23 protein-coding genes are annotated in these 19590 nt (G+C 70.4%); 17 read left to right on the forward strand and 6 right to left on the reverse strand.

Annotated elements, in window-relative coordinates; translation table 11 throughout:
• Positions 1-70 precede the first annotated feature (70 nt).
• From IC605_RS14995 to IC605_RS15020, 6 genes are all read left to right on the forward strand, one after another.
• The gene (locus tag IC605_RS14995) at positions 71-1072 is read left to right on the forward strand and encodes a GNAT family N-acetyltransferase (protein ID WP_216325855.1); all 1002 of its coding nucleotides are present in this window, start codon (positions 71-73) and stop codon (positions 1070-1072) included.
• Positions 1069-2040 (forward strand): GNAT family N-acetyltransferase, encoded by a 972-nt coding sequence (locus tag IC605_RS15000; protein ID WP_216325857.1) that lies wholly within the window; start codon positions 1069-1071, stop codon positions 2038-2040. The genes IC605_RS14995 and IC605_RS15000 overlap by 4 nt, the downstream gene beginning before the upstream one ends.
• The gene (locus IC605_RS15005) at positions 2037-3002 is read left to right on the forward strand and encodes a GNAT family N-acetyltransferase (protein WP_216325860.1); all 966 of its coding nucleotides are present in this window, start codon (positions 2037-2039) and stop codon (positions 3000-3002) included. The genes IC605_RS15000 and IC605_RS15005 overlap by 4 nt, the downstream gene beginning before the upstream one ends.
• 54 nt (positions 3003-3056) lie before the next feature.
• Positions 3057-3749 carry an arginase gene (locus IC605_RS15010; RefSeq protein ID WP_216325943.1) on the forward strand — a complete coding sequence of 231 codons (693 nt, stop codon included), beginning with the start codon at positions 3057-3059 and terminating at the stop codon, positions 3747-3749.
• Between the two features lie 79 nt (positions 3750-3828).
• Positions 3829-4374, forward strand: coding sequence for a VUT family protein (locus IC605_RS15015; protein WP_216325863.1), 546 nt, complete (start codon positions 3829-3831; stop codon positions 4372-4374).
• The gene (locus IC605_RS15020) at positions 4371-4742 is read left to right on the forward strand and encodes a hypothetical protein (RefSeq protein ID WP_216325866.1); all 372 of its coding nucleotides are present in this window, start codon (positions 4371-4373) and stop codon (positions 4740-4742) included. The genes IC605_RS15015 and IC605_RS15020 overlap by 4 nt, the downstream gene beginning before the upstream one ends.
• Before the next feature lie 240 nt (positions 4743-4982).
• On the opposite strand, the gene IC605_RS15025 is transcribed toward IC605_RS15020, so the two are convergent.
• Complete coding sequence (locus IC605_RS15025) at positions 4983-6125, reverse strand: prepilin peptidase (protein WP_216325869.1); 1143 nt, start codon at positions 6123-6125, stop codon at positions 4983-4985.
• Positions 6126-6281: 156 nt separating this feature from the next.
• Here IC605_RS15025 and IC605_RS15030 point away from each other — a divergent pair, with 156 nt between their 5' ends.
• Positions 6282-7781: a nitronate monooxygenase gene (locus tag IC605_RS15030; protein ID WP_246580881.1), complete on the forward strand. Its 1500-nt coding sequence runs from the start codon at positions 6282-6284 to the stop codon at positions 7779-7781.
• Between the two features lie 60 nt (positions 7782-7841).
• On the opposite strand, the gene rimO is transcribed toward IC605_RS15030, so the two are convergent.
• Both rimO and IC605_RS15040 read right to left on the reverse strand, forming a co-directional pair.
• A complete protein-coding gene (gene rimO, locus IC605_RS15035; RefSeq protein ID WP_216325950.1) occupies positions 7842-9320 on the reverse strand; it encodes a 30S ribosomal protein S12 methylthiotransferase RimO in 1479 nt (492 codons plus the stop codon).
• A 109-nt stretch (positions 9321-9429) separates the two neighbouring features.
• The gene (locus IC605_RS15040) at positions 9430-9897 is read right to left on the reverse strand and encodes a type II toxin-antitoxin system VapC family toxin (RefSeq protein ID WP_216325872.1); all 468 of its coding nucleotides are present in this window, start codon (positions 9895-9897) and stop codon (positions 9430-9432) included.
• 403 nt (positions 9898-10300) lie between these two features.
• Between IC605_RS15040 and minD the strand changes: the two genes are divergently transcribed.
• From minD to IC605_RS15090, 10 genes are all read left to right on the forward strand, one after another.
• The gene (gene minD / locus IC605_RS15045; RefSeq protein WP_216325875.1) at positions 10301-11101 is read left to right on the forward strand and encodes a septum site-determining protein MinD; all 801 of its coding nucleotides are present in this window, start codon (positions 10301-10303) and stop codon (positions 11099-11101) included.
• Position 11102: 1 nt separating this feature from the next.
• On the forward strand, positions 11103-11360 hold the full coding sequence (gene minE, locus IC605_RS15050) for a cell division topological specificity factor MinE (protein ID WP_216325878.1): 258 nt from the start codon (positions 11103-11105) through the stop codon (positions 11358-11360).
• A gap of 99 nt (positions 11361-11459) precedes the next feature.
• Positions 11460-12533, forward strand: a complete 1074-nt coding sequence (locus IC605_RS15055) for an FtsW/RodA/SpoVE family cell cycle protein (protein WP_343216627.1) — start codon at positions 11460-11462, stop codon at positions 12531-12533.
• A 153-nt stretch (positions 12534-12686) separates the two neighbouring features.
• Positions 12687-13607, forward strand: coding sequence for an SDR family oxidoreductase (locus IC605_RS15060; protein WP_216325880.1), 921 nt, complete (start codon positions 12687-12689; stop codon positions 13605-13607).
• A 21-nt stretch (positions 13608-13628) separates the two neighbouring features.
• Complete coding sequence (locus tag IC605_RS15065; protein ID WP_343216628.1) at positions 13629-14420, forward strand: DUF429 domain-containing protein; 792 nt, start codon at positions 13629-13631, stop codon at positions 14418-14420.
• Positions 14417-15004: a YdeI/OmpD-associated family protein gene (locus tag IC605_RS15070; RefSeq protein WP_216325884.1), complete on the forward strand. Its 588-nt coding sequence runs from the start codon at positions 14417-14419 to the stop codon at positions 15002-15004. Before IC605_RS15065 ends, IC605_RS15070 begins: the two co-directional genes overlap by 4 nt.
• Positions 15001-15420 carry a cupin domain-containing protein gene (locus IC605_RS15075; RefSeq protein ID WP_343216629.1) on the forward strand — a complete coding sequence of 140 codons (420 nt, stop codon included), beginning with the start codon at positions 15001-15003 and terminating at the stop codon, positions 15418-15420. Before IC605_RS15070 ends, IC605_RS15075 begins: the two co-directional genes overlap by 4 nt.
• 77 nt (positions 15421-15497) lie before the next feature.
• The gene (locus IC605_RS15080; RefSeq protein WP_216325890.1) at positions 15498-16442 is read left to right on the forward strand and encodes an aldo/keto reductase family protein; all 945 of its coding nucleotides are present in this window, start codon (positions 15498-15500) and stop codon (positions 16440-16442) included.
• Between the two features lie 108 nt (positions 16443-16550).
• Complete coding sequence (locus tag IC605_RS15085; RefSeq protein ID WP_216325893.1) at positions 16551-17513, forward strand: ABC transporter ATP-binding protein; 963 nt, start codon at positions 16551-16553, stop codon at positions 17511-17513.
• On the forward strand, positions 17506-18378 hold the full coding sequence (locus IC605_RS15090; RefSeq protein WP_216325895.1) for an ABC transporter permease: 873 nt from the start codon (positions 17506-17508) through the stop codon (positions 18376-18378). The genes IC605_RS15085 and IC605_RS15090 overlap by 8 nt, the downstream gene beginning before the upstream one ends.
• Before the next feature lie 109 nt (positions 18379-18487).
• Here the strand turns inward: IC605_RS15090 and IC605_RS15095 are convergent, their stop codons facing one another.
• From IC605_RS15095 to IC605_RS15105, 3 genes are all read right to left on the reverse strand, one after another.
• Positions 18488-18841, reverse strand: a complete 354-nt coding sequence (locus IC605_RS15095; RefSeq protein WP_216325898.1) for a hypothetical protein — start codon at positions 18839-18841, stop codon at positions 18488-18490.
• A 113-nt stretch (positions 18842-18954) separates the two neighbouring features.
• The gene (locus IC605_RS15100; RefSeq protein WP_216325901.1) at positions 18955-19146 is read right to left on the reverse strand and encodes a hypothetical protein; all 192 of its coding nucleotides are present in this window, start codon (positions 19144-19146) and stop codon (positions 18955-18957) included.
• Positions 19143-19577: a hypothetical protein gene (locus tag IC605_RS15105; protein WP_216325906.1), complete on the reverse strand. Its 435-nt coding sequence runs from the start codon at positions 19575-19577 to the stop codon at positions 19143-19145. Before IC605_RS15105 ends, IC605_RS15100 begins: the two co-directional genes overlap by 4 nt.
• Positions 19578-19590 lie beyond the last annotated feature (13 nt).

Genomic DNA, 19590 nt, shown 5'->3' on the forward strand with positions numbered 1-19590 from the left:
GGGCAGGATAGGCGAGATAGCGCAAGCGGCGGATGCGCCCGTGACCGGAGGCGGGGCACGATAGGAGGCGATGAACGTCACCCAGACCGGCTTCACCCTCCGCACCCTCCGCAAGTCGGACGACTACCCGGGCGCGGCGCGGGTCCTCACCGCCGCCAACCCCGAGTGGCCCGTCACCCCCGACCTTCTCGCCGTGTGGGACGGGGCGCGCGACCCGGCCCTCTTCTACACCGAGGCCGTCGCCGAGGCGGGCGGGCAGGTGGTGGCGGCGGGAGGCATCGGCCACGACGACTTCGCCTTCGAGGAATGGCGCTACTGGGGCAACCTCGCCGTCCACCCGGACGCCCGGGGACGCGGCATCGGCTCGGCGCTCTACGACACCCTGCTGGAGCGCGTCAGGGCCCGGGGCGCCCGCGAGGTCCGCACCATGCTCACCGACGCGCCGCACCACGAGGCGGGCCGCGCCTTTCTCGAACGGCGGGGCTTCCGCGTCACCTGGGAGCGCTACGAGTCGCGCCTGAACACGGCGGAGGTGGACCTGGGCGCCTTCGATGAGCTGCTCGCCCGGGTGCGCGGGGGGGGCCTCGAACTCCGCAGCGTGGCCGAGCTGGCGGACGACCCGGAGCGCAACCGGCGGCTGTGGGAACTCGACTGGCTCCTCTTCCAGGACGTGCCGATGGGCAACACCCTCACCCGGCGGCCTTTCGAGGCGTGGGTGAGGCAGGAGGTGGAGGACCCGACCTTCGCGCCGGAGCTGTCCTTCGTGGCGCTGCGACCCGGGCTGGACGATCCCCTGACCGGCCCCTACGTCGGCTACACGACCCTGATGCTCACGTCCGGCGGCGCCTACGTGATCGGCATGACGGGCGTGCGGCGGGAGGACCGGGGCCGGGGCGTCGCCAAGGCGCTCAAGGTGGCGGCGATGCGGGCGCTGGCGGCGCGGGGCGGCGGCGAGATCCGCACCATGAACGACAAGCCCAACGCCGCGATGCTGGAGATGAACCGGGCGCTGGGCTTCCGGCGCGGCCCCACCCACTTCCGCTACGAACTGCACCTGGGCGGAGAGGCATGAATCTTCGAGGGGCCACCGACGCCGACTACCCGGCCCTCGCCGACCTGCAAGGGGCGGTGTGGCCCGACCACGCCACGACCGGGGACCTCCTCGCCCACGAGGACCGCGAATTGCGCGACCACCCCCGGCAGCCCCACCTCTGGCGCGCCGTGGCAGAGGAAGGCGGGCGGGCCGTCGGCACCGCTTACGCCATCCAGTATCCGGGCATGTTCCACCCCGACCGCTATCACGTGGACGTGTTCGTCCATCCCCAGGCGCAGGGGCGGGGCGTGGGGCTGGCGCTCGCGTCGGCGCTCGAAGCCCACCTGGGGGAACGCGGCGCCCGCGAACTGCTCTCGGGCACCCGGGAGGACTGCCCGCGCGGCCTCGCCTTCCTGGCCCGGCAGGGCTTCGGCGAGGTCATGCGCTTTTTCGACAACGTGCTGGAGCTGGGCGAGTTCGACTCCTCCGCCTGGGAGGCCGCCGCACGTCTCCCCGACGGCTACCGCCGGGCCACCCTCGCCGACCTGCTCGCCGAGGTGGGGGAGGAGACGGCCTGGCCCGCCTACTTCGACGCGGTGGTGGAGATCCGGGAGGACGTGCCGCGCACGGGCGAGGCGACCCCCATCGTCTTCGAGCACTTCCGCAAGCGGGGGGACGACCCGCGCTTCCTGCCGGAGGGCATCTTCTTCGCGCTGACGCCGAAAGGGCAGATCGCGGCGATGACCGAGCTGTACACGGACGGTGTGGACCCCACCAAACTGCACACCGGCCTCACCGGCGCCCGGCGCGCGCACCGCAGGCGGGGGCTGGCGCTGGCCCTCAAGCTCGCGGCCCTGGGCGTCGCCCGGGAGCGCGGCGCGGCGAGCGTCTGGACCGGGAACGCCACGACGAACGCGCCCATGCTGGCCCTGAACACCCGCCTGGGCTTTCGTCCCCGCCCCGCCTGGATCGAGATGCAGCGCGGCACGGTGGAGGTCGACCGATGACCTTCACGGTACGGCCCATTGAAGAAGGCGAGTGGGACGCCACTGGGCGCGTCTATACCCTCGCCCTGCCCCACGATCCCTTCAGCGGGGCCGACTTCCGCAAGCGGGACGCCGAGCAGCGCGGCTGGGGCTATACCACCGCCACCCTCGTCGCGCTGGACGAGGCGGGGGAAGTGCTGGGCATTGCCTCGTACTACCAGAACCCCGGCGCCTACCACCCGTGCCGCTACACGCTGGAGATCGCCGTCCACCCGGAGCGGAAGGGGCAGGGGATAGGAACCGCCCTCTGGAACGCGGTGGAGGCCGACCTCACCCGCCACGGCGCCGAGTCCGTCCGCGTCCTGGCCCGCGAGGATCACCCGGTCGCCCCCGGCTTCCTGACCCGGCGCGGCTTTACGGGCGACAAGCGGTCCTTCGCGAGTTCGCTCGACCTGACGGCCTTCGACGACGGGCCCTCCCGTGCCCTGGAGGACCGGCTGGCCGCCCGGGGCGTGCGGGTCCGCAGCCTCGCCGAGTTGCGAGTCGCCGACGTGCCCGACCTCACCGCCCGCCTCCACGCCCTGATGAGCGACGTGCGGCGGGACGTGCCCCGCGCCGAGCCCGCCACGCCCCTCTCCCGCGAGGTGTTCGAGGAGGCGGTGCTGGGCGACCCCGGCCTGCTCGAAGACGCCTACCTCGTCGCCGAGCACGACGGGCGCTGGATCGGCCAGACCACCCTCTTCCGCAGCGAGGCGAGCCCCGACCTCCTCACCGGCCTGACGGGCGTCACCCGCGAGTGGCGCGGCCAGGGGGTCGCCACCCTGCTCAAGCTGCACGCGATCCGGGCGGGCCGCGCGCTGGGCGGCACCCTGATCCGCACCGACAACGCCAGCGACAACGCGCCCATGCTCGCCGTCAACGACCGCCTGGGCTTCGTGCGCGACCCGGCGAGCGTGAGTTACGTCAAGACCTTCGGGGATTGAGGGGAAAAGCGTGTCACCCCTACCCGGCTTCCCTCGTTCCCGGTGTCCCTCCCCATGCTCCTGAGCCTCGACTGGGACGCCTTCAGCGGCACGGTTCCCCTCGTCTTCGACGCGCCGATCTGGGGCACCGCCGACCGTGAGCACGACCGCTTGGCGGCTTGGCGGGACCGGACCCGCAGACGTGACCCGCGAGCACCGGGCTGGACGGCCCTCGCCGCCGACTTCCCCCTCTACCCCGGCTGGGAAGCGCTGGAACGCTACGCGGGCCTCCCCGCCACCGTCACCCTCACGCACGCGGACGCGTGGACGTGGCTTCAGGACCACCCCGGCGAGGACGTCCTGAACGTGGACAGCCACCACGACCTGTTCAGCCTCAGCGGAGACCCCTCCCGCGTGCGCCCCGGCAACTGGGCAGGGCTGGGGCTGCGCGCGGGGCTGATTCGCCGGTACACCGGCCTCTACCCCGACTGGCACGCGGATTTGCCCGTCGCCGAGGGCTTCGACCTGGGGCGCACGCGGGGGGAGGTTGGGCCGCGTCTCCCGTCCGGGGTGCTGGAACGGGTGACCCTTCGGCGCATGGACCATCCCGGCGGGGGCCTGCCCGACCCCTCGGGGGTAAGCGCCGTGCTGCTCGTGCAGTCGCCCGCGTGGACGAACCCGGCGCACGACGGGGCCTTTCTGAACCTGGCCCGCTGCCTGAACGCCGTCCCGCTGACTCCTCCGCTCGACCGCTCAGGGTCGGCCTGATCCCCGTTTCCGGACCGCCGGACCTGCTACCTTTTGACGCGGCCCGTGACCTGTTCTGTCGCCGTGGCCGGAGGACGCCGTGACTATTCCTGCCCTGCGCCGCACGCCCGTGCTGCTGACGCTTCTGTACGTCGGGAGCATCCTGCTCGCCAACCTGACCCTGAACCAGTTCATCCCCCTGCCCGTCTTCGGGCTGCTCAGCGTGGGGACGATTTTTTTCGCGGCGGTCTTCACCCTGCGCGACCGCATTCATCGCGAGGGCGGGCTGAAGGCCGTCTACGTCGCCATCGCGGCGGCTTTGATCGTCAACACCCTCGCCGCGCTGCTGACGGGCACGCCGTGGCGCTTCATCGGGGCGTCCTTCCTGGCGATCCTGGTGGGTGAGCTCGCGGACACCGCCGTCTACCAGCGCCTGATCCGGAAGAGCTGGTGGACCCGCGTGCTGACGAGCAACGCCGTGAGCGTGCCGCTGGATTCCGTGATTTTCACGCTGCTCGCCTTCTGGGGCGACATGAGCACGCGCGACATCCTCCAGATCATCTTCGCCGACATCCTCGCCAAGTACGCCATCGCCGCCCTGTTCGCCCTGCGGGTGCGCCACGCCGCCCGCGCCGCCGCCCCGTGACCGTTCCCACCCCCGCCGAGCGGCTCAGGACGATCGCCAACGCGAAACCGGGATTGCCTACCGTCGTCGAACACGTCCTGCACCTGCCCGAGCTGTGCCCGGCGACCGGGAACCCGGCGTCGGGGAGCACCCTCACCCTGCGCTACACGGCGGGCGAGCGGTTGCTCGAACTGTTCAGCCTCGACGCGTACATCGACGCCTTCGTCGCCCACCCGGTCGTGCGCGACATGGAGATGTTTGTCCAGACGGTCGCCCAGGACGGCGCCGATGCCCTCGGGGTGGAGGTGACGGCGAGCGCCGACGTGCGCTTCAAGGGGCTCAGGCAGGAACAGCGGGTGACGGTGGTGGCGCGTCCAGAGATGGTCTGAGCGCGAAGTCGGAGGGGTACGCTTGGGCATGGCGAACCGGAACCTGTTCATGTCCGGCGTGGTGAGGTGGGCCAAGCAGATCACGGGCGACAGTTCGACAGAGGTAAGCCCTCCTTCTCGCCGACGCAACGACGGGGAGGAGGGTCTTGGTGTTCCTGTCCCCGTCGGCCCCCGTCCGTCAAGAGGTGGGGCCCATGCTGCCTGGCCGAACGACGAGGAAGACGACGTGACCTCCCCCCTTCACAGCCCCAGCATCCCCCGGTAGCCCTGCACGATGGCCCCGCCCCAGATCAGCGCGACGACCGCGCCGAGGGCGAGGTAGGGACCGAACTTCACGCGGTTCTCTTTCTTCAGGGCGAGTTGCAGGAGGCCCAGCACCGCTCCCGCCACGACAGCCACGACGACCGCCACGAGCAGCCGCTCCCACCCCAGGAACGCGCCGATCACGGCGGCGAGCTTCACGTCCCCGAAGCCCATCGCCGAGGGGTCGAAGGGGGCGTCCGCCTCACCCTCAGGTTCAGGTTTCAGCCACCAGTACACGCCCGCCATGAGGGAGGCCGCGCCCGCCGCCATCAACGCCCCCTGCACCATAACGATCAGCCCCGGCCCGAAGCCGCTCCCCCCCAGCGCCACGGAGACGAGGAAGCCGCCCAGCGTGACGACCTCCGGAACCCGCACCACCCGCCGCGCTGCGAGGTTAACCGCCGCAGAGAGGAGCGCCGCCCCCAGCCCCCACCACGGCCCCAGCCACGCGCCTGCCAGCAGGGCGAGGCTGAGCTGCTGGTAGCCGATGGGGGCCTCCGGGTACTGCCGCTCCCGGAAGCGCCGCAGCACCCACGATCCGATCAGGTCGATGGTGACGAGCAGCCCGGCGCCGAGGAGGGCGCCCTGCACGGCTCCCTGGAGGGTGGGCAGCCCCGCCTCCGCCGCCCCCGAGCGTGTGTTGAGGAAGGCGAAGGCCAGCCCCAGCGCCACGCCCGGCAGCGTCAACTCGTCCGGGATGGTGTACGTGTCGAGGTCGATGGCGCTCGCTACGAGGAGCAGCGTGAACAGCACCATCAGCCCCAGCGTGCCCGCCCCGTAGGTGGTGAGCGGGAAGAGGGCCGCGATGACGGCGTACCCCAGGCCGGTCAGCGCCTCGACGACCGGGTAGCGGGACTTGATGGGCGAGCGGCAGTAGCGGCACCTGCCCCCCAACGCCACCCATGAGCCGACCGGCACGAGGTCGAGGGGGGCGAGGCGGTGGTCGCAGCCGGGGCAGTGGCTGGGCGGAAAGGCGACGTTCTCCCCGCGCGGCAGCCGCCAGATCAGCACGTTGGAAAACGAGCCCACGAGCAGCCCGAGCACGGCGGCGAACACCACGAGGAGAAGGTCGAGACTCACGCCCGGAGTCTAGGCCGCCCGTCCTTACAGGGAGCTTGCGCGGCCTCCCTCACCTTTTGACTGCGTTCCAACCGGGGAGGTGGGGTGGGAAGGGGCGGCTAGAGTGGCCTGGAACGCTGGGCCTCTCCCTGCCCGCCCAGCCCCCGGAGCCCCGCTATGACCACGCTGCCGCAATCCACCACCACGACGCTGCCCTCCCCGCCCGCGCCGCTGCCGCGCGTCATCCAGGGGGGGATGGGCGTCGCCATCTCCAACTGGGTGCTCGCCCAGGCCGTCTCCCGCGCCGGGCAGCTCGGCGTCGTGTCGGGCACGGGGATCGACAACCTCCTCGTGCGCCGCCTGCAAGACGGCGACCCCGGTGGGCACGTCCGCCGCGCCCTCGCGCACTTCCCCGACCAGACGCGGGCGCAGAAGGCCGTGCGCGACTACTGGCTGGAGGAGGGCCGCGCCCCCGGCCAGCCCTACAAGCGCGTGCCGCTGCCCACGGTCACGAAGCACCGCGTCGCCTGGGAGCTGAGCCTGCTCGGCAGCTTCGTGGAGGTCTTCCTGGCGCGCGGGGGGCACGCGAACCCGGTCGGGCTCAACCTCCTGACCAAGCTGCAACTGCACAACCTCCCCGCCCTGTACGGGGCGATGCTCGCCGGGGTGGACACGGTGATCATGGGGGCGGGCATCCCCCGCGAGATTCCCGGCGTGCTCGACGCCTTCGCGCAGGGCAAGCCCGGCACCGCCCGCCTGGACGTGAAGGGCGAGGGCCCGGGAGCGAGCGTGCCCCTCACCTTCGATCCCTCGGAGTTCGGCTTCGGCGGGGTGAGCCTGCCCCGGCCCAATTTCTACCCGATCATCTCCTCGCACGTCCTGGCGGGCATCCTGACCCGCAAGGCGACGGGCAGCGTCCAGGGCTTCGTGATCGAGGGCCCCACCGCCGGGGGCCACAACGCCCCGCCGCGCGGGCAGGTCAGCTACGACGAGAGCGGGCAGCCCGTCTATACCGAGCGCGACATCGCCGACCTGGAGGAGATGCGCCGCCTCGGCCTGCCCTTCTGGCTGGCGGGGGGCAGCGGCTCGCCCAACGCCCTGCAAGCGGCCCTCGACCAGGGCGCGGCGGGCATCCAGGTCGGCACCCTCTTCGCCTACTGCCGGGAGAGCGGCCTGCGCCCCGAGACGCGCGAGCACACCCTCGGCGCCGTCCGGGCGGGTGGGGTGAGCGTCTACACCGACCCCCTCGCCTCGCCGACAGGCTTTCCCTTCAAGGTCGTGCAGCTCCCGGGCACCCTCTCCGAGCCCGAGCGGTACGCCGCGCGCACCCGCGTCTGCGACATCGGCTATCTGCGTGAGGCGTACTGGGACGGCGACAAGACCGGCCTGCGCTGCGCCGCCGAGCCCGTCGAGACCTACGTGCAAAAGGGCGGCAAGCCCGAGGACACCGTGGGCCGCAAGTGCCTGTGCAACGCCCTGATGGCCGACGCGGGCCACGCCCAGATTCAGAAGGGCGGCGAGGTCGAGCAGCCCCTCCTGACGAGCGGCGACGACCTCGTGAAGCTCGGCGGCTGGACGCCCGGGTACACCGCCGGGGACGTGCTGGACTACCTGCTCGGGAAGCCGGGGGCGGGACCTCGACAGGCGGGCGCCGGGGAAGTGCTGGCCCAGGCGTAGGCGAGATCAAAGGGAAGGGGGCGCGGGTTCTGGTTGCCCCCGCCCTCTCGCCTTTCCCCCTCAGTGCCGCCCGAAGTGCCCCAAGAGCGGCACGTTGGGCTGCCACTCGGGCCGCTCGACCACCTCGCCGTAGAGGTCGTACTCGTCGCTGTCCTCGATGCGGGCCTTCACGATGTCGCCGGGTTTAACCTGCCCCGCGAAGTTGCCCGCGTAGAGGTACACCTGACCGTCGATGCCGGGGGCGTCCCCCTTCGTGCGCCCGATCAGCCGCGTGCCCGGCAGGTCGCCCTCGTCGTCGTTGAACTCGTCCACGATCACGTCCAGCACCCGTCCGACCTTCTCCGCCAGCCTCTCGGCGCTGATCCGCTGGGCGACCTCCATGAAGCGGGCCAGCCGCTCCTCCTTGACCTCCTGCGGCACGGCGTCCGGCAACCCGTTCGCGTCCGCCTCGTCCACGTCGGAGTAGGGGAAGGCGCCCACGCGGTCGAGCCTCGCCTCCTCCAAAAAGGTCAGCAGCTCCTGGAAGTCCTCCTCCGTCTCGCCAGGGAAGCCCACGATGAAGGTCGAGCGGATAGCCAGTTCCGGGCAGATCTCGCGCCAGCGGCGGATGGTGTCGAGCTGCTTGCCCGCGCCGGGACGCCGCATCAGCCGCAGAATCTTGGGCGAGGCGTGCTGGAGGGGCACGTCGAGGTAGGGCAGAATCTTGCCCGCCGCCATCAGCTCCACGATCTTTTCCACGTGCGGGTACGGGTAGACGTAGTGCATCCGCACCCACGCGCCCATCTCGCCCAGCTTCTCGGCAAGGTCCGTGAGGTGCGCGCGGACCATGCCACCCTGGAACTCCGACTCGCGGTAACGCACGTCCACCCCGTAGGCGGAGGTGTCCTGCGAGATGATCATCAGTTCCTTGGTGCCGCCCGCGATCAATCTGTAAGCCTCATACAGCACCGCGCCCGCGTCGCGCGAGACCTGCCGTCCGCGCAGCTTCGGGATGATGCAGAACGCGCAGGTGTGGTTGCATCCCTCCGCGATCTTCACGTAGGCGTAGTGGCGGGGCGTGAGCTTGACGCTCGGCGCGAATACGTCGCCGTGACGGGTGGCCTCCCGCTCCGGCCGCATCCCGGGGGCGGCGACCGGCAGCAGACCCGTGAAGGCGTCCGTCTCGATGGGCAGCAGCTCGCGGACATGGCCCATCACGTCGTCCACCGCCTCGGACCCGGTGATCGCCGCGACCTTGGGGTGACGTTCCAGAATCTTCTCGGGGCGCTCGCCCAGGCAGCCCGTCACGATGACCTTGCCCGTGGCGTCCAGTGCCTCACCGATGGCGCTCAGCGATTCCTCCACGGCGGGCGTGATGAAGCCGCAGGTGTTCACGATGACGGCGTGTGCGTCCTCGTAGCTGGGGGCCACCTCGTAGCCTTCCGCGCGCAGTTGGGTCAGGATGCGTTCGCTGTCCACCAGAGCTTTCGGGCAGCCCAGGCTGATGAAGCCGACTTTCTTCGTTTGGTTCGCCGTGCCGGGCACGGGATGATCTGCAATGGTCAAGGTCTGTTCCCCTTCGCTCACGCGCCGCGTATCACAGAGAGGGCGCGGAGACTTCCAGCCGAGCAGTTTACAGGGCCGGAGGAGGGGAGGGGTAGGGCGGGTGTCACACCGGGTCGGGCGGGAGGGAGAGGACGTTCAGGCCCAACGCGCGGGCCACCGCCGCCTGCCGCTGATCGAAGGTCAGCACCCGCAGATTTTCCCAGGTGTCTTGCGCCTTCAAGGCACACGCCAGGTGGATGGCGTCAAGCGCCCGCAGCCCTGCCTGAGCATGGGACCGGATCAGATGAGAGGACCGGTCCATGACCTCTGCACCGAGTTCAACGACAGCCAAGGTTTCCCAATCCCGCTCGAAGTCGGCCAGCAGGGTAGCGACTTGGGCAGGTTTCAACCGCTCTCGATGATCTCGGTGTTGCCGTTGAATCAGCCCCGCGTATGTTTCTAAATATGCGACTCGGATAACAACGTTGACGCTAGCCGCCTGCATCTGCCCGAGAACGAAACTGCTATGGGGCTCACTGATGTACGCACGTAAGAGCGCAGAGGTGTCGAGGAAGAAAGGGAGTTCACTCACAGCCCGCGGTCGCGTTCCTCGTGTAACTGCTGATCAATGCTCCAGTCCCCTTCAGAAATGTGGATGGAAGCCCCGCTCGGTTTTCCACTTCGGCGCGGGAGAGTGATGCCATGCACGAACTCTCGGGTTTCCGTCAAGGGCTCGAACTCATCGACCTTGGGCGCGGCCTCGAAGGTGACCCAGCCGAACCGTGCAGACTTTCTCACTGGTACCGTCAGCCTGGACCGAAGGAAGGCTCGTGGTGTCTCTCCCTGAGCCCGCCGCGCAATCTCCGAAATTTGAATCCTGGTCCCCCTCAACTTCCGAAAGCTCCCTCCGGTGCTCATTCTGCTTCCTCCTGGCACGTCTCCTGCCCCCAGGATACCCGCCCCCGGCAGGCCGAGTTGCTACACTGCCCCTCGTCATGAATGCCAAGGTCATTGTGGTCACGTCGGGCAAGGGGGGCGTGGGGAAGACCACGACCACCGCGAACATCGGCGCGGCGCTCGCCCGCCTGGGTGAAAAGGTCGTCGTGATCGACGTGGACGTGGGGTTGCGCAACCTCGACGTGGTGATGGGGCTCGAATCCCGCGTGGTCTTCGACCTGATCGACGTGATCGAGGGCAAGTGCCGCCTCTCACAGGCCCTGATCCGCGACAAGCGGGTGGAGACGCTCTACCTCCTGCCCGCCTCGCAGACGCGCGACAAGGAGGCGCTGAACGCCGAGGTCTTCCGCGCGGCGGTGCGCCAGCTCATCGAAGAAGAGGGCTTCGACCGGGTGCTGATCGACTCGCCCGCCGGGATCGAGTCGGGCTTCAAGACGGCGGCGGCCCCGGCGGAGGGTGCGCTCGTGGTCGTGAACCCGGAAGTCTCCTCCGTGCGCGACGCCGACCGCATCATCGGGCTGCTCGAAGCCCAGCAGATTCGGGAAATCCGGCTCGTGATCAACCGCCTGCGACCCAAGATGGTGGCGAGCGGGAACATGCTCTCGGAGGCGGACGTGCTCGAAATCCTGGGGGTCAAGCCTATCGGCGTGATTCCCGAGGACGAGGGCATCCTGGTGAGCACGAACGTGGGCGAGCCCGCCGTGCTGGGCAAGACGAGGGCGGGGACGGCCTTTATGGACACCGCCCGGCGCCTCAAGGGGGAGGACGTGCCGTACCCCAACCTGGAAGAGAACAGAGGCTTCATCGCCATGCTGCGCCGTCTGTTCGGGGGGGCCTGACATGTTCTCGTGGCTCAGGGGCAAGCGCAGTAAGGAGACGCTCAAGGACCGTCTCGAACTCGTCCTCGCCTACGACCGCGCGCAGATTCCGCCCGGCAAGGTGGACGCGCTGAGAAACGACTTGCTGGAGGTCGTGCGGCGGTATTTCCCGGCGGGGAACAGCAACGTGGAGGTCGAGCAGCGCGGCGATCAGGTGGTGCTGACGGCGAGCATCGCCCTCGACGAGCAGCCCAGGAACACGGGGCGCCCGGGACGCTGAGCCTGGGGTGGGGCGGGGGCCGGGGCACGCGCTTCCCGGCCCCTTTCCCTTTCACCCGACGGCTGAGCCACCCCGGTAGCCTGGGGGGGTGATCCAGCCGTGAACCTCAAGTACGACCTGCGCTTCCCCCTGGTGGTCGCCGCCCTGCTCGTGGTCGGCCTGATGACGGTGAGCACGGCGGCGCTGAGCCCCCGGGCCGCGCCCGGCATCTTCCCCAAGCAGGTGATCGGCGTGGTGCTCGCCGCCCTCCCGGTGGCCCTGCTGTGGTGGGCGGGGCGGGACCGCGCCTACCGCGCCGCGCCGTACCTCTTCGCGGGGGCGCTGCTGCTCCAGGCGAGCACCTTCGTGATCGGCAAGGAGGTGAACGGGCAGCAGAACTGGCTCGTGTTTGGGCCGGTGCAGTTTCAGCCGCTTGAGTTCCTCAAGTTCGCCCTGATCCTGATGCTGCCCGTCGTGCTGCGAGGCGGCTATCAGGGGGTCAAGACGTACGCGGCGGCCCTGGCGGTCTTCCTCCCCGCCCTCGCGCTGGTGGTGTTGCAGGACTTCGGGGGGGCGCTCGTGCTCGGCGTGATGTTCGGGGTGATGATGCTCGCCGCCCGGGTGCCGTGGTGGCACGCGCTGCTGGCCGTGGTCGCCCTGGGAGTGGCTTTTCCAACCCTGGTGTATCCGCACCTGGAGCCGTACCAGCAAAAACGGCTCACCATCTTCCTCGATCCCTACCAGGAACCCAGGGGGGCGGGGTATCAGGTCATCCAGAGCACCATCGCGGTCGGGTCGGGCGGGGTGCAGGGCAAGGGGTACAAGCAGGGGTCGCAGTCGCACAACGGCTTCCTGCCGGAAGCGCACACCGACTTCGCCTTCTCCTCGTGGGCGGAGGAACAGGGGCTCGTCGGCGGGCTCGCCGTCCTCGTGCTGTATGGGGCCCTCTTCTGGCGGCTGTCGGGCATGGCCGCCGAGTCGCCGCGCTTGCAGGACCAGATTCTCTTCGCGGGCGTGCTGGGGCAACTCGGGGCGCAGGTGCTCGAAAACGTGGGGGCGGCGCTGGGCCTGTTGCCGCTGACGGGCGTGACCCTGCCGCTCATCAGCTACGGCCTGAGCAGCCTGGTCACCACCCTCGCCACGCTGGGGCTCGCGTACGTGGTGTACCGGGACAGGTACGGCGGGGTGATCTGAGGTTCTTTTGGCACAAACGGCGGATCACAGCACGAGGAGTGCCAGGTAACCTGGGGAGGTGCGCGGCGGGAGACCGTCAGTGTCCCTCAACAGTGTGTTCGACGGCAAGACAACCGCACGGGCCGGGTCGGGCGGACCTGGAGGGGTGGAAGCATGAACCTTGATCCGGAACACTCGTTGACGGGCCGCGTCGCCGTCGTCGCCGGGGCCACACGTGGAGCGGGGCGGGGCATCGCCGTCGAACTGGGGGCGAGGGGCGCGACCGTTCTGTGCACCGGACGTTCCACCCGCACGGGCCTGAGTGACCTCGGTACGGCGCAGGGCCGACCGGAGACCATCGAGGAGACGGCGGAGCTGGTCACGGCGGCGGGCGGCGTCGGCGTCCCGGTGCGCTGCGACCACCTGAACGAGGCCGACGTGCAGGCCCTCGCCGAGCGGGTGCGGGCGGACTTCGGCGGTCTCGACGTGCTCGTCAACGACGTGTGGGGCGGCGAGCGACACAGCGAATGGGGCAAGAAGGCGTGGGAACTCGATCTGGCGAAGGCCCGCGCGCTGATCGAAGGCGGGCTGTGGACCCACCTCGTCACGGGGCGGTACCTGATCCCGCTCCTGCGTCCCGGCGCCCTCATCGTGGAGGTGACCGACGGGGACGGCTGGTCCTACCGGGGCAACCTGATCTACGACCTTGCCAAGACGGGCGTGATGCGGTTGGCGCAGGGTTGGGCGCACGAGCTGGAGGGGGACCCGCGCGGCGTGACGAGCGTGAGCGTCACCCCCGGTTACCTGCGCTCGGAGGAGATGCTGGCCCACTTCGGGGTGGAGGAGACCCGCTGGCGGGACGCCACCGCCCGGGACCCCAACTTCGCCGAGTCCGAGACGCCCCGCTTCGTGGGCCGGGCCGTCGCCGCCCTCGCCGCCGACCCCGACAAACATCGCTTCAATGGCCGCGCCCTCGCCTCCTGGACGTTGATGGACGAGTACGGCTTCACGGATGTGGACGGGCGCAAGCCACACTGGGGCAACTGGTTCCGGGAGATGCTGAAGGGGCAGTTGGTGACGCCGGATCAGGTCTGACCCGCTTCCGGTTCCGGTAAGGTGTTCCATGCGTTTCATCGGCCTCGACCTCGCCTGGTCCGTCCGCAACCCCACGGGCGGCGCCGTCATCGAGGGGACGCGGGGGGCGGGCGCCTGCTGGAGACGGCCCTCCTCTCCGACGACACGAGCGTTCTCGCTTTCGTGGAGACCCACGCCGGGGACGACCCGGCTATCGTCACCATCGACGCGCCGCTCACCGTGCCCAACGTGACCGGGCGCCGCCTTGCCGAGGCGGAGGTCGGGGCGGTGTTCGGACGCTTCCAGGCGGCGGCCCACCCCACGAACAGAACGCGGCTGGCCGACGCGGCGGGAGTCGTTCGGGGTGAGGCGCTGACGCAGGCGCTTACGGCGCGCGGCTTCGTTCACGATCCCAGAATCCCTGTCGGGTTGCCCGTCCGCCGCGTGGTCGAGGTCTACCCCCACCCGGCAACGGTCGCGCTCTTCGGGCTCAGCCGCACCCTGAAATACAAGAACAAGGGGCAAGCGCGCGAGGTCATGGACGCTGCCTGGACTGCCCTTTACGACCACCTCGCCGCGCTGGCCCAGGCCGACCCACCGCTGACAGGTCTAGGCGCCCACCTCGCCGTGAACCCCGCCACCCTGCGTGGCCGCGCCCTCAAGGACCACGAAGACCGCACCGACGCCCTCCTCTGCGCCTACATCGCCCTGTACGCCCACCGCTGGGGGCTGGAACGGAGCGAGGTGCTGGGTACGCTGGAGGGCGGCTACATCTTCACGCCGACCCTGCCCGAAAGGTGGAACGCCTCGCGCGCCGTGGAAGTGTCCTCGTGACCCTGCCCGACGATGCCTTCGAGCCGGACTCCCGCGCAGAGTGGCGAACGTGGCTGGAGGCGAACGCCCAGACCGAAAAAGGCGTGTGGCTCGTGCTGCGCAAGAAGTCGGCGGGCCCAGTCAACCTGAGCGGGGACGACGCGGTGGAGGAGGCCCTGTGCTTCGGCTGGATCGACTCCAAGCCGCGCAGGCTCGACGGGGCACGCTCCATGCTGTATATCGCCCCCCGCAAGCCCGGCAGCGGTTGGAGTGCCGTCAATAAAGCCCGGGTGGAACGGATGCGGGCGGCGGGCCTGATGACCCCGGCAGGGCAGGCGAAGATCGACGCGGCGGTGCGGGACGGCTCGTGGACCCTCCTCGACGCGGTGGACGCGCTGGAGGTGCCGCCCGATCTGGAGGCAGCGCTGGCAGACGAAGGCGCACGCGAGCCATGGGACGCCTTCCCCCGCAGCGCGAGGCGGGGCATCCTCGAGTGGATCGCGCAGGCCAAGACCGCCGCCACCCGCGAGAAACGGGTGCGCGAGACGGCGACTCTCGCGGCCCGGGGCGAACGGGCGAACCAGTGGCGCCGGGGGGCACGGTGACCGCCGAGGAAATCATCCGCCTGCTGGGCCTGGAACCGCACCCGGAGGGCGGGCACTACGTCCAGATTCACTCGGACGCGCGGGAGGTGGACGGGCGGCCCGTGTGCACCACCATCTCCTTCCTGCTGCGGGCGGGCGAGGTCTCGCACTGGCACCGGGTGGACGCGACCGAAGTTTGGTGCCACCATGCGGGGGCGGCGCTAGAGCTGGCGGTCTGGGAGGGAGGCGAGGTTCGCCGTCTGCGGCTGGGGTCCGACCTCGCGGGCGGTGAGCGGCCCCAGGGCATCGTGCCTGCCCACGTCTGGCAGAGCGCGCGGTCCCTGGGCGAATGGAGCCTGGTGGGCTGCGTGGTGGCGCCGGGGTTCCGCTTCGGCGGCTTCGAGCTGGCCCCGCCCGGTTGGAATCCGCCCGTCTGACGCCTTTTCTCTGCCTCCGCCTTAACCACCCCTGAATCTGACGGGCGGCTGATCCGCGAGTCGCTAGATTGGGCCGCATGGAATACCGCAACCTCGGCAAGAGCGGCCTCAAGGTGTCGGAGGTCTCCTTAGGCGGCTGGGTCACCTTCGGGCAGACCGTCAACGACCAGAGCATGGTGCGCGACATCGTGATGAAGGCCTACGAGGAGGGCGTGAACTTCTTCGACCAGGCCGACGTGTATGCCCGGGGCAAGTCCGAGGAACTGATGGGCGCCACGTTGCGCGAGCTGCCTCGCCACACGCTCGTCATCTCCTCCAAGGTCTTCTGGCCGATGAGCGACGACGTGAACGACCGGGGCCTCTCGCGCAAGCACATCCTGGAGAGCATCGACAAGACACTGAAAAGGCTCGGCACCGACTACCTCGACATCTACTTCGCCCACCGCTACGACGAGACGGTCCCGATGGAGGAGATCGTGATGGCCTTCGATCAGGTCGTCAGAAGTGGCCGCGCGATGTATTGGGGCACCTCCATGTGGCCCGCCGCGCGCATCGCCCAGGCGGTCGAGTTCGCCAGGGCGCACGGCCTGCACGCCCCCGTCACCGAGCAGCCCGAATACTCCATGCTGCGCCGCGACCGGGTGGAAAAGGAAATCCTGCCCTATACCGAGGAGGCGGGGGTCGGCCTCGTCGTGTGGAGCCCGCTGGCGATGGGCCTGCTGACCGGCAAGTACGACCAGGGCCGTCCCGAGGGTGCGCGCCTGAGCGACAACGAGAACTGGGGCAAGAACTTCCTGACCGAAGAGAACATCCAGAAGGTCCGCGACCTCAAGTCCGTCGCCGACGGCCTGGGCATCACCCGGGCGCAGCTCGCCCTCGCCTGGATTCTGCGCCAGAAGGGCGTGAGCAGCGTCATCACCGGCGCCACCCGCGTCGAGCAGATCGAGGAGACGGTGAGGGCGGCGGGCGTGAAGCTCGACGCGGACGTGCTGGGCCGGATCGACGACATCCTGACGCGCTGAGGACTCAGAGGGAGGGGGCGCGGCAGACCACCCTCGGCCCCTTCTCCTGGCAGCCCTTTGCAACTTCCGACGCACGCCGTCCCCACCCCGCCCCTCTATGCTGACCCGATGGCGGCCATCGAGACGCGGGAACTGCGCAAGGTCTACCGGGGGCGGGCGGTCGTGGACGGCCTGAGCCTCACGGTGGGCGAGGGGGAGGTCTTCGGCTTCCTGGGCCCCAACGGGGCGGGCAAGAGCACGACCGTCAAGATGCTCCTCGGCCTCGTCCACCCCACGGGCGGCGAGGTGCGGGTCCTCGGCGGTCGGCCCTCCGACCCGGCGGTGCGCGCCCGGCTGGGGTTCTTGCCCGAGCAGTTCCGCTTTCAGACCTGGATGACTGCCCAGGAATTCCTGCGCTTCCACGGGCGGCTCGCCGGGTTGAGGGCCGACGAGGTTCAGGCCCGCGTGCCGCAGGTGCTCGAAACGGTGGGGCTGGGTGGGCGCGGCGGCGAGGCGATGAGCGGCTACTCGAAGGGGATGCTCCAGCGCGCGGGCCTCGCGGCGGCGATCCTGGCCCGGCCCCGCCTCGTTTTTCTGGACGAGCCGACGAGCGCGCTCGACCCCATCGGGCGCGTCGAGGTGCGCGAGATCATCGAGCGCCTCAAGGCCGAGGGCGTGGCTGTCTTCCTGAACTCACACCTGCTGTCGGAGGTCGAGCAGGTGTGCGACCGGGTGGCGTTCGTCAAGGCCGGGCGGGTGCTGCGTCAGGGCACGATGCGCGACCTTCAGGGCGGCGTCCTCCCCGTGGACCTGCGGGTGGACCACCTCTCGCCGGGGCTGCTGAGCGCGCTGGGGGAGATCGGCGAGGTGCGGCACGTCGACACGAACACCCCGGGCCGCGCGGACGTGGAGGTGTGGCTGGGGCGGGAGGAGGCGTTGCCCGCCCTCGCGGACGCCGTTCACGCCCACCGCGCCCGGCTCTACGCGCTCAGCCCCCGCCGCCCCGACCTGGAGACCCTGTTCCTCGAACTCATCGAGGACACGCCGGAGGCCGCCCGCGCCCCCCGCACCCCGGAGGCGGCCCGTGCGTAACGCCCTCTTGATCGCCGAACTCAGCCTGCGCGAGGCGGTGCGCAAACGGCTGGTGATCGTGCTGCTGCTCCTCACCGCCGCCTTCGTGGGCTTCTACCTCTACGGCATCGTGCGGCTGGAGCAGACCCTCGACCAGCGGGCCTTTGAGCTCGGCCTCGACGGTCGCAGCGTGTACGGGGCGGCAAACGCGCCCGTCATGTACGCCACGCTGTTCGGGATGTACCTCGTCTTTTTCCTGGGGTCGCTGATGGCCGTGCTCTCCACCGTGGGGGCGGTCAGCGGTGACGTGGAGAGCGGCGTCATGCAGAGCGTGATCGCGCGGCCCATCACCCGGGCGCAGCTCGTGTTCGGGCGCTGGGTGGGCTTCACGCTGGTGAACGTGGGGTACGTCGCCCTGATCAGCGGGGCGCTGCTGTGGGGCATCCGGCTCATCACGGGCTTCGTGCCGCCCGCGCCGCTGCCCGCCGTGGGGCTGATCCTGCTCGCCATCGCCCTGATCACGGCGCTGACGGTGCTGGGAAGCACCCTCTTCACCACCCTGGCGAACGGCATCGGCGTGTTCGTGCTGTACGGGGTGGGCTTCGCGGGGGGCATCCTGGGCACCATCGGCTCGTTCGCGGACAGCCCGACGCTGACGTCCCTCGGGCGCCTCGCCAACACGCTGATGCCCACCAACTCGCTGTGGCTGGGCGCGAGCTACCACCTCCAGCCCGAGGTGCTGCGGCAACTGGGGCAGGCGGCGCGGGGAGCCAACCCCTTTTTCGGAAGCGAGCCCCTCGCGCCGGGATTGATCGTGTGGGCGTGCGCCCTCGCCGTGCTGGCGGTGGCCGCCGGGATGTGGCACTTCAGCCGCCGGGACCTCTAGCGGGGTCGAGGCGGGAACGCCGTCCGCCGGAGCGGGCCAGCGCGTCCCCTCTGCCCGGGAGGAGACGCTTCCCCTGTGAGCGGGGACCGCTCCGGCGGTGTGGCGAGGATCAGAGGTCGGCCTCCTCGGGCGGGAGGGGCACCGCGCGCCAGTTCGCCTCCGCCGTGTCGTCGTTGCCCGGGCGGCCCGGCCCGGCGGTGTCGTGGCAGGTGAAGCTCATCAGGGGCCAGCTCAGGCGGCCCTCCCGCAGGTTCATCACGTACATACCGTGCTGGGCCGCTCCAGGAACACGGCCCGCGGTCGTCCGGTAGTGCACCTCCAGCCGCTCGCCCGGGCCGACCTCGGGCAGGCTCGACTCCGTGACGACGCCCTCGAAGGCGCGCTCCGGGTCGTGGACCTCGCCGCGCCACGCGCCGCGCAACTCGATCACCGTGTTCGTGGGGCTCCAGTTCTCCTGAGTCATGCTCCAGGGAAGCCCACGGGCTCGTGAAGGGGATGTGACCGTCCGGGTTTTTCTAGACACGATGGGGGGCCAGCGACGGGTGGGTCGCTGGCCCCTGGAGCGCGCGGGTCAGGCTAGAGGTCGAGGGGGTCGGGCATCTCGGTGGCGGCCCGGCCCTCTTCCTTGCGGTGCTCGTTGATAAAGCCCTTCTCGCGGGCCGGGAGGTTCCCCTGGCTGGCGGTCGAGTCGCCGAGGTCGGGCCGCTCGTCGCTGTGCTCCACGGTGGGGTTGGGGCTGGTCGGGACGTTCGCGTCGCGGTCGGTCATGGGTCTCCTCCGTCTTTCTCGTGGGGGCGGGGCATGGCGTCGGGGATGGTGGGCTCCGTGTCCGGGGCCGTGGTGGTCACGACGACGCGGGGGCTGGAGGCCGGGTCGGGCTGCCGGGCGGGGAGCAGGTCTGCGGCGTGGTCCGGGGCCGCCTCGCCGCCCTCCGGGTGATCTCCGCCCAGCTCGCGCATCAGGCGCTCGCGGGCGTCAATCTCGTCGTCCACCCGGCGGATGTCGTCGCGGATGCCCTGGAGGATGCCCACGTCGGCCCCCGCGTGATACGAGCGGCCCAGGCGGGCGTAGAGCAAGTCGAGTTCGCGGGTGAGCTGGAACACCTCCAGGCGCAGCCGCGCGACCTGCGCGACCTCCTCGCCCCGGCGCTGCACCCGCCCGGCCCCCCGGCGCACGCTGTTCAGAAGGTTGTCCAGCATGGCGTGATTCTCG

It is taken from the genome of Deinococcus aestuarii, assembly GCF_018863415.1.
GTDB lineage: Bacteria > Deinococcota > Deinococci > Deinococcales > Deinococcaceae > Deinococcus > Deinococcus aestuarii.

What these genes read in the sequence shown, in the direction of transcription:
- IC605_RS14995 (WP_216325855.1), top strand. Translation starts at nt 71, where the DNA reads ATGAACGTCACCCAGACCGGCTTCACCCTCCGCACCCTCCGCAAGTCG.
- IC605_RS15000 (WP_216325857.1), top strand. Translation starts at nt 1,069, where the DNA reads ATGAATCTTCGAGGGGCCACCGACGCCGACTACCCGGCCCTCGCCGAC.
- IC605_RS15005 (WP_216325860.1), top strand. Translation starts at nt 2,037, where the DNA reads ATGACCTTCACGGTACGGCCCATTGAAGAAGGCGAGTGGGACGCCACT.
- IC605_RS15010 (WP_216325943.1), top strand. Translation starts at nt 3,057, where the DNA reads ATGCTCCTGAGCCTCGACTGGGACGCCTTCAGCGGCACGGTTCCCCTC.
- IC605_RS15030 (WP_246580881.1), top strand. Translation starts at nt 6,282, where the DNA reads ATGACCACGCTGCCGCAATCCACCACCACGACGCTGCCCTCCCCGCCC.
- minD (WP_216325875.1), top strand. Translation starts at nt 10,301, where the DNA reads ATGAATGCCAAGGTCATTGTGGTCACGTCGGGCAAGGGGGGCGTGGGG.
- minE (WP_216325878.1), top strand. Translation starts at nt 11,103, where the DNA reads ATGTTCTCGTGGCTCAGGGGCAAGCGCAGTAAGGAGACGCTCAAGGAC.
- IC605_RS15060 (WP_216325880.1), top strand. Translation starts at nt 12,687, where the DNA reads ATGAACCTTGATCCGGAACACTCGTTGACGGGCCGCGTCGCCGTCGTC.
- IC605_RS15080 (WP_216325890.1), top strand. Translation starts at nt 15,498, where the DNA reads ATGGAATACCGCAACCTCGGCAAGAGCGGCCTCAAGGTGTCGGAGGTC.
- IC605_RS15085 (WP_216325893.1), top strand. Translation starts at nt 16,551, where the DNA reads ATGGCGGCCATCGAGACGCGGGAACTGCGCAAGGTCTACCGGGGGCGG.
- IC605_RS15095 (WP_216325898.1), bottom strand. Translation starts at nt 18,841, where the DNA reads ATGACTCAGGAGAACTGGAGCCCCACGAACACGGTGATCGAGTTGCGC.
- IC605_RS15100 (WP_216325901.1), bottom strand. Translation starts at nt 19,146, where the DNA reads ATGACCGACCGCGACGCGAACGTCCCGACCAGCCCCAACCCCACCGTG.
- IC605_RS15105 (WP_216325906.1), bottom strand. Translation starts at nt 19,577, where the DNA reads ATGCTGGACAACCTTCTGAACAGCGTGCGCCGGGGGGCCGGGCGGGTG.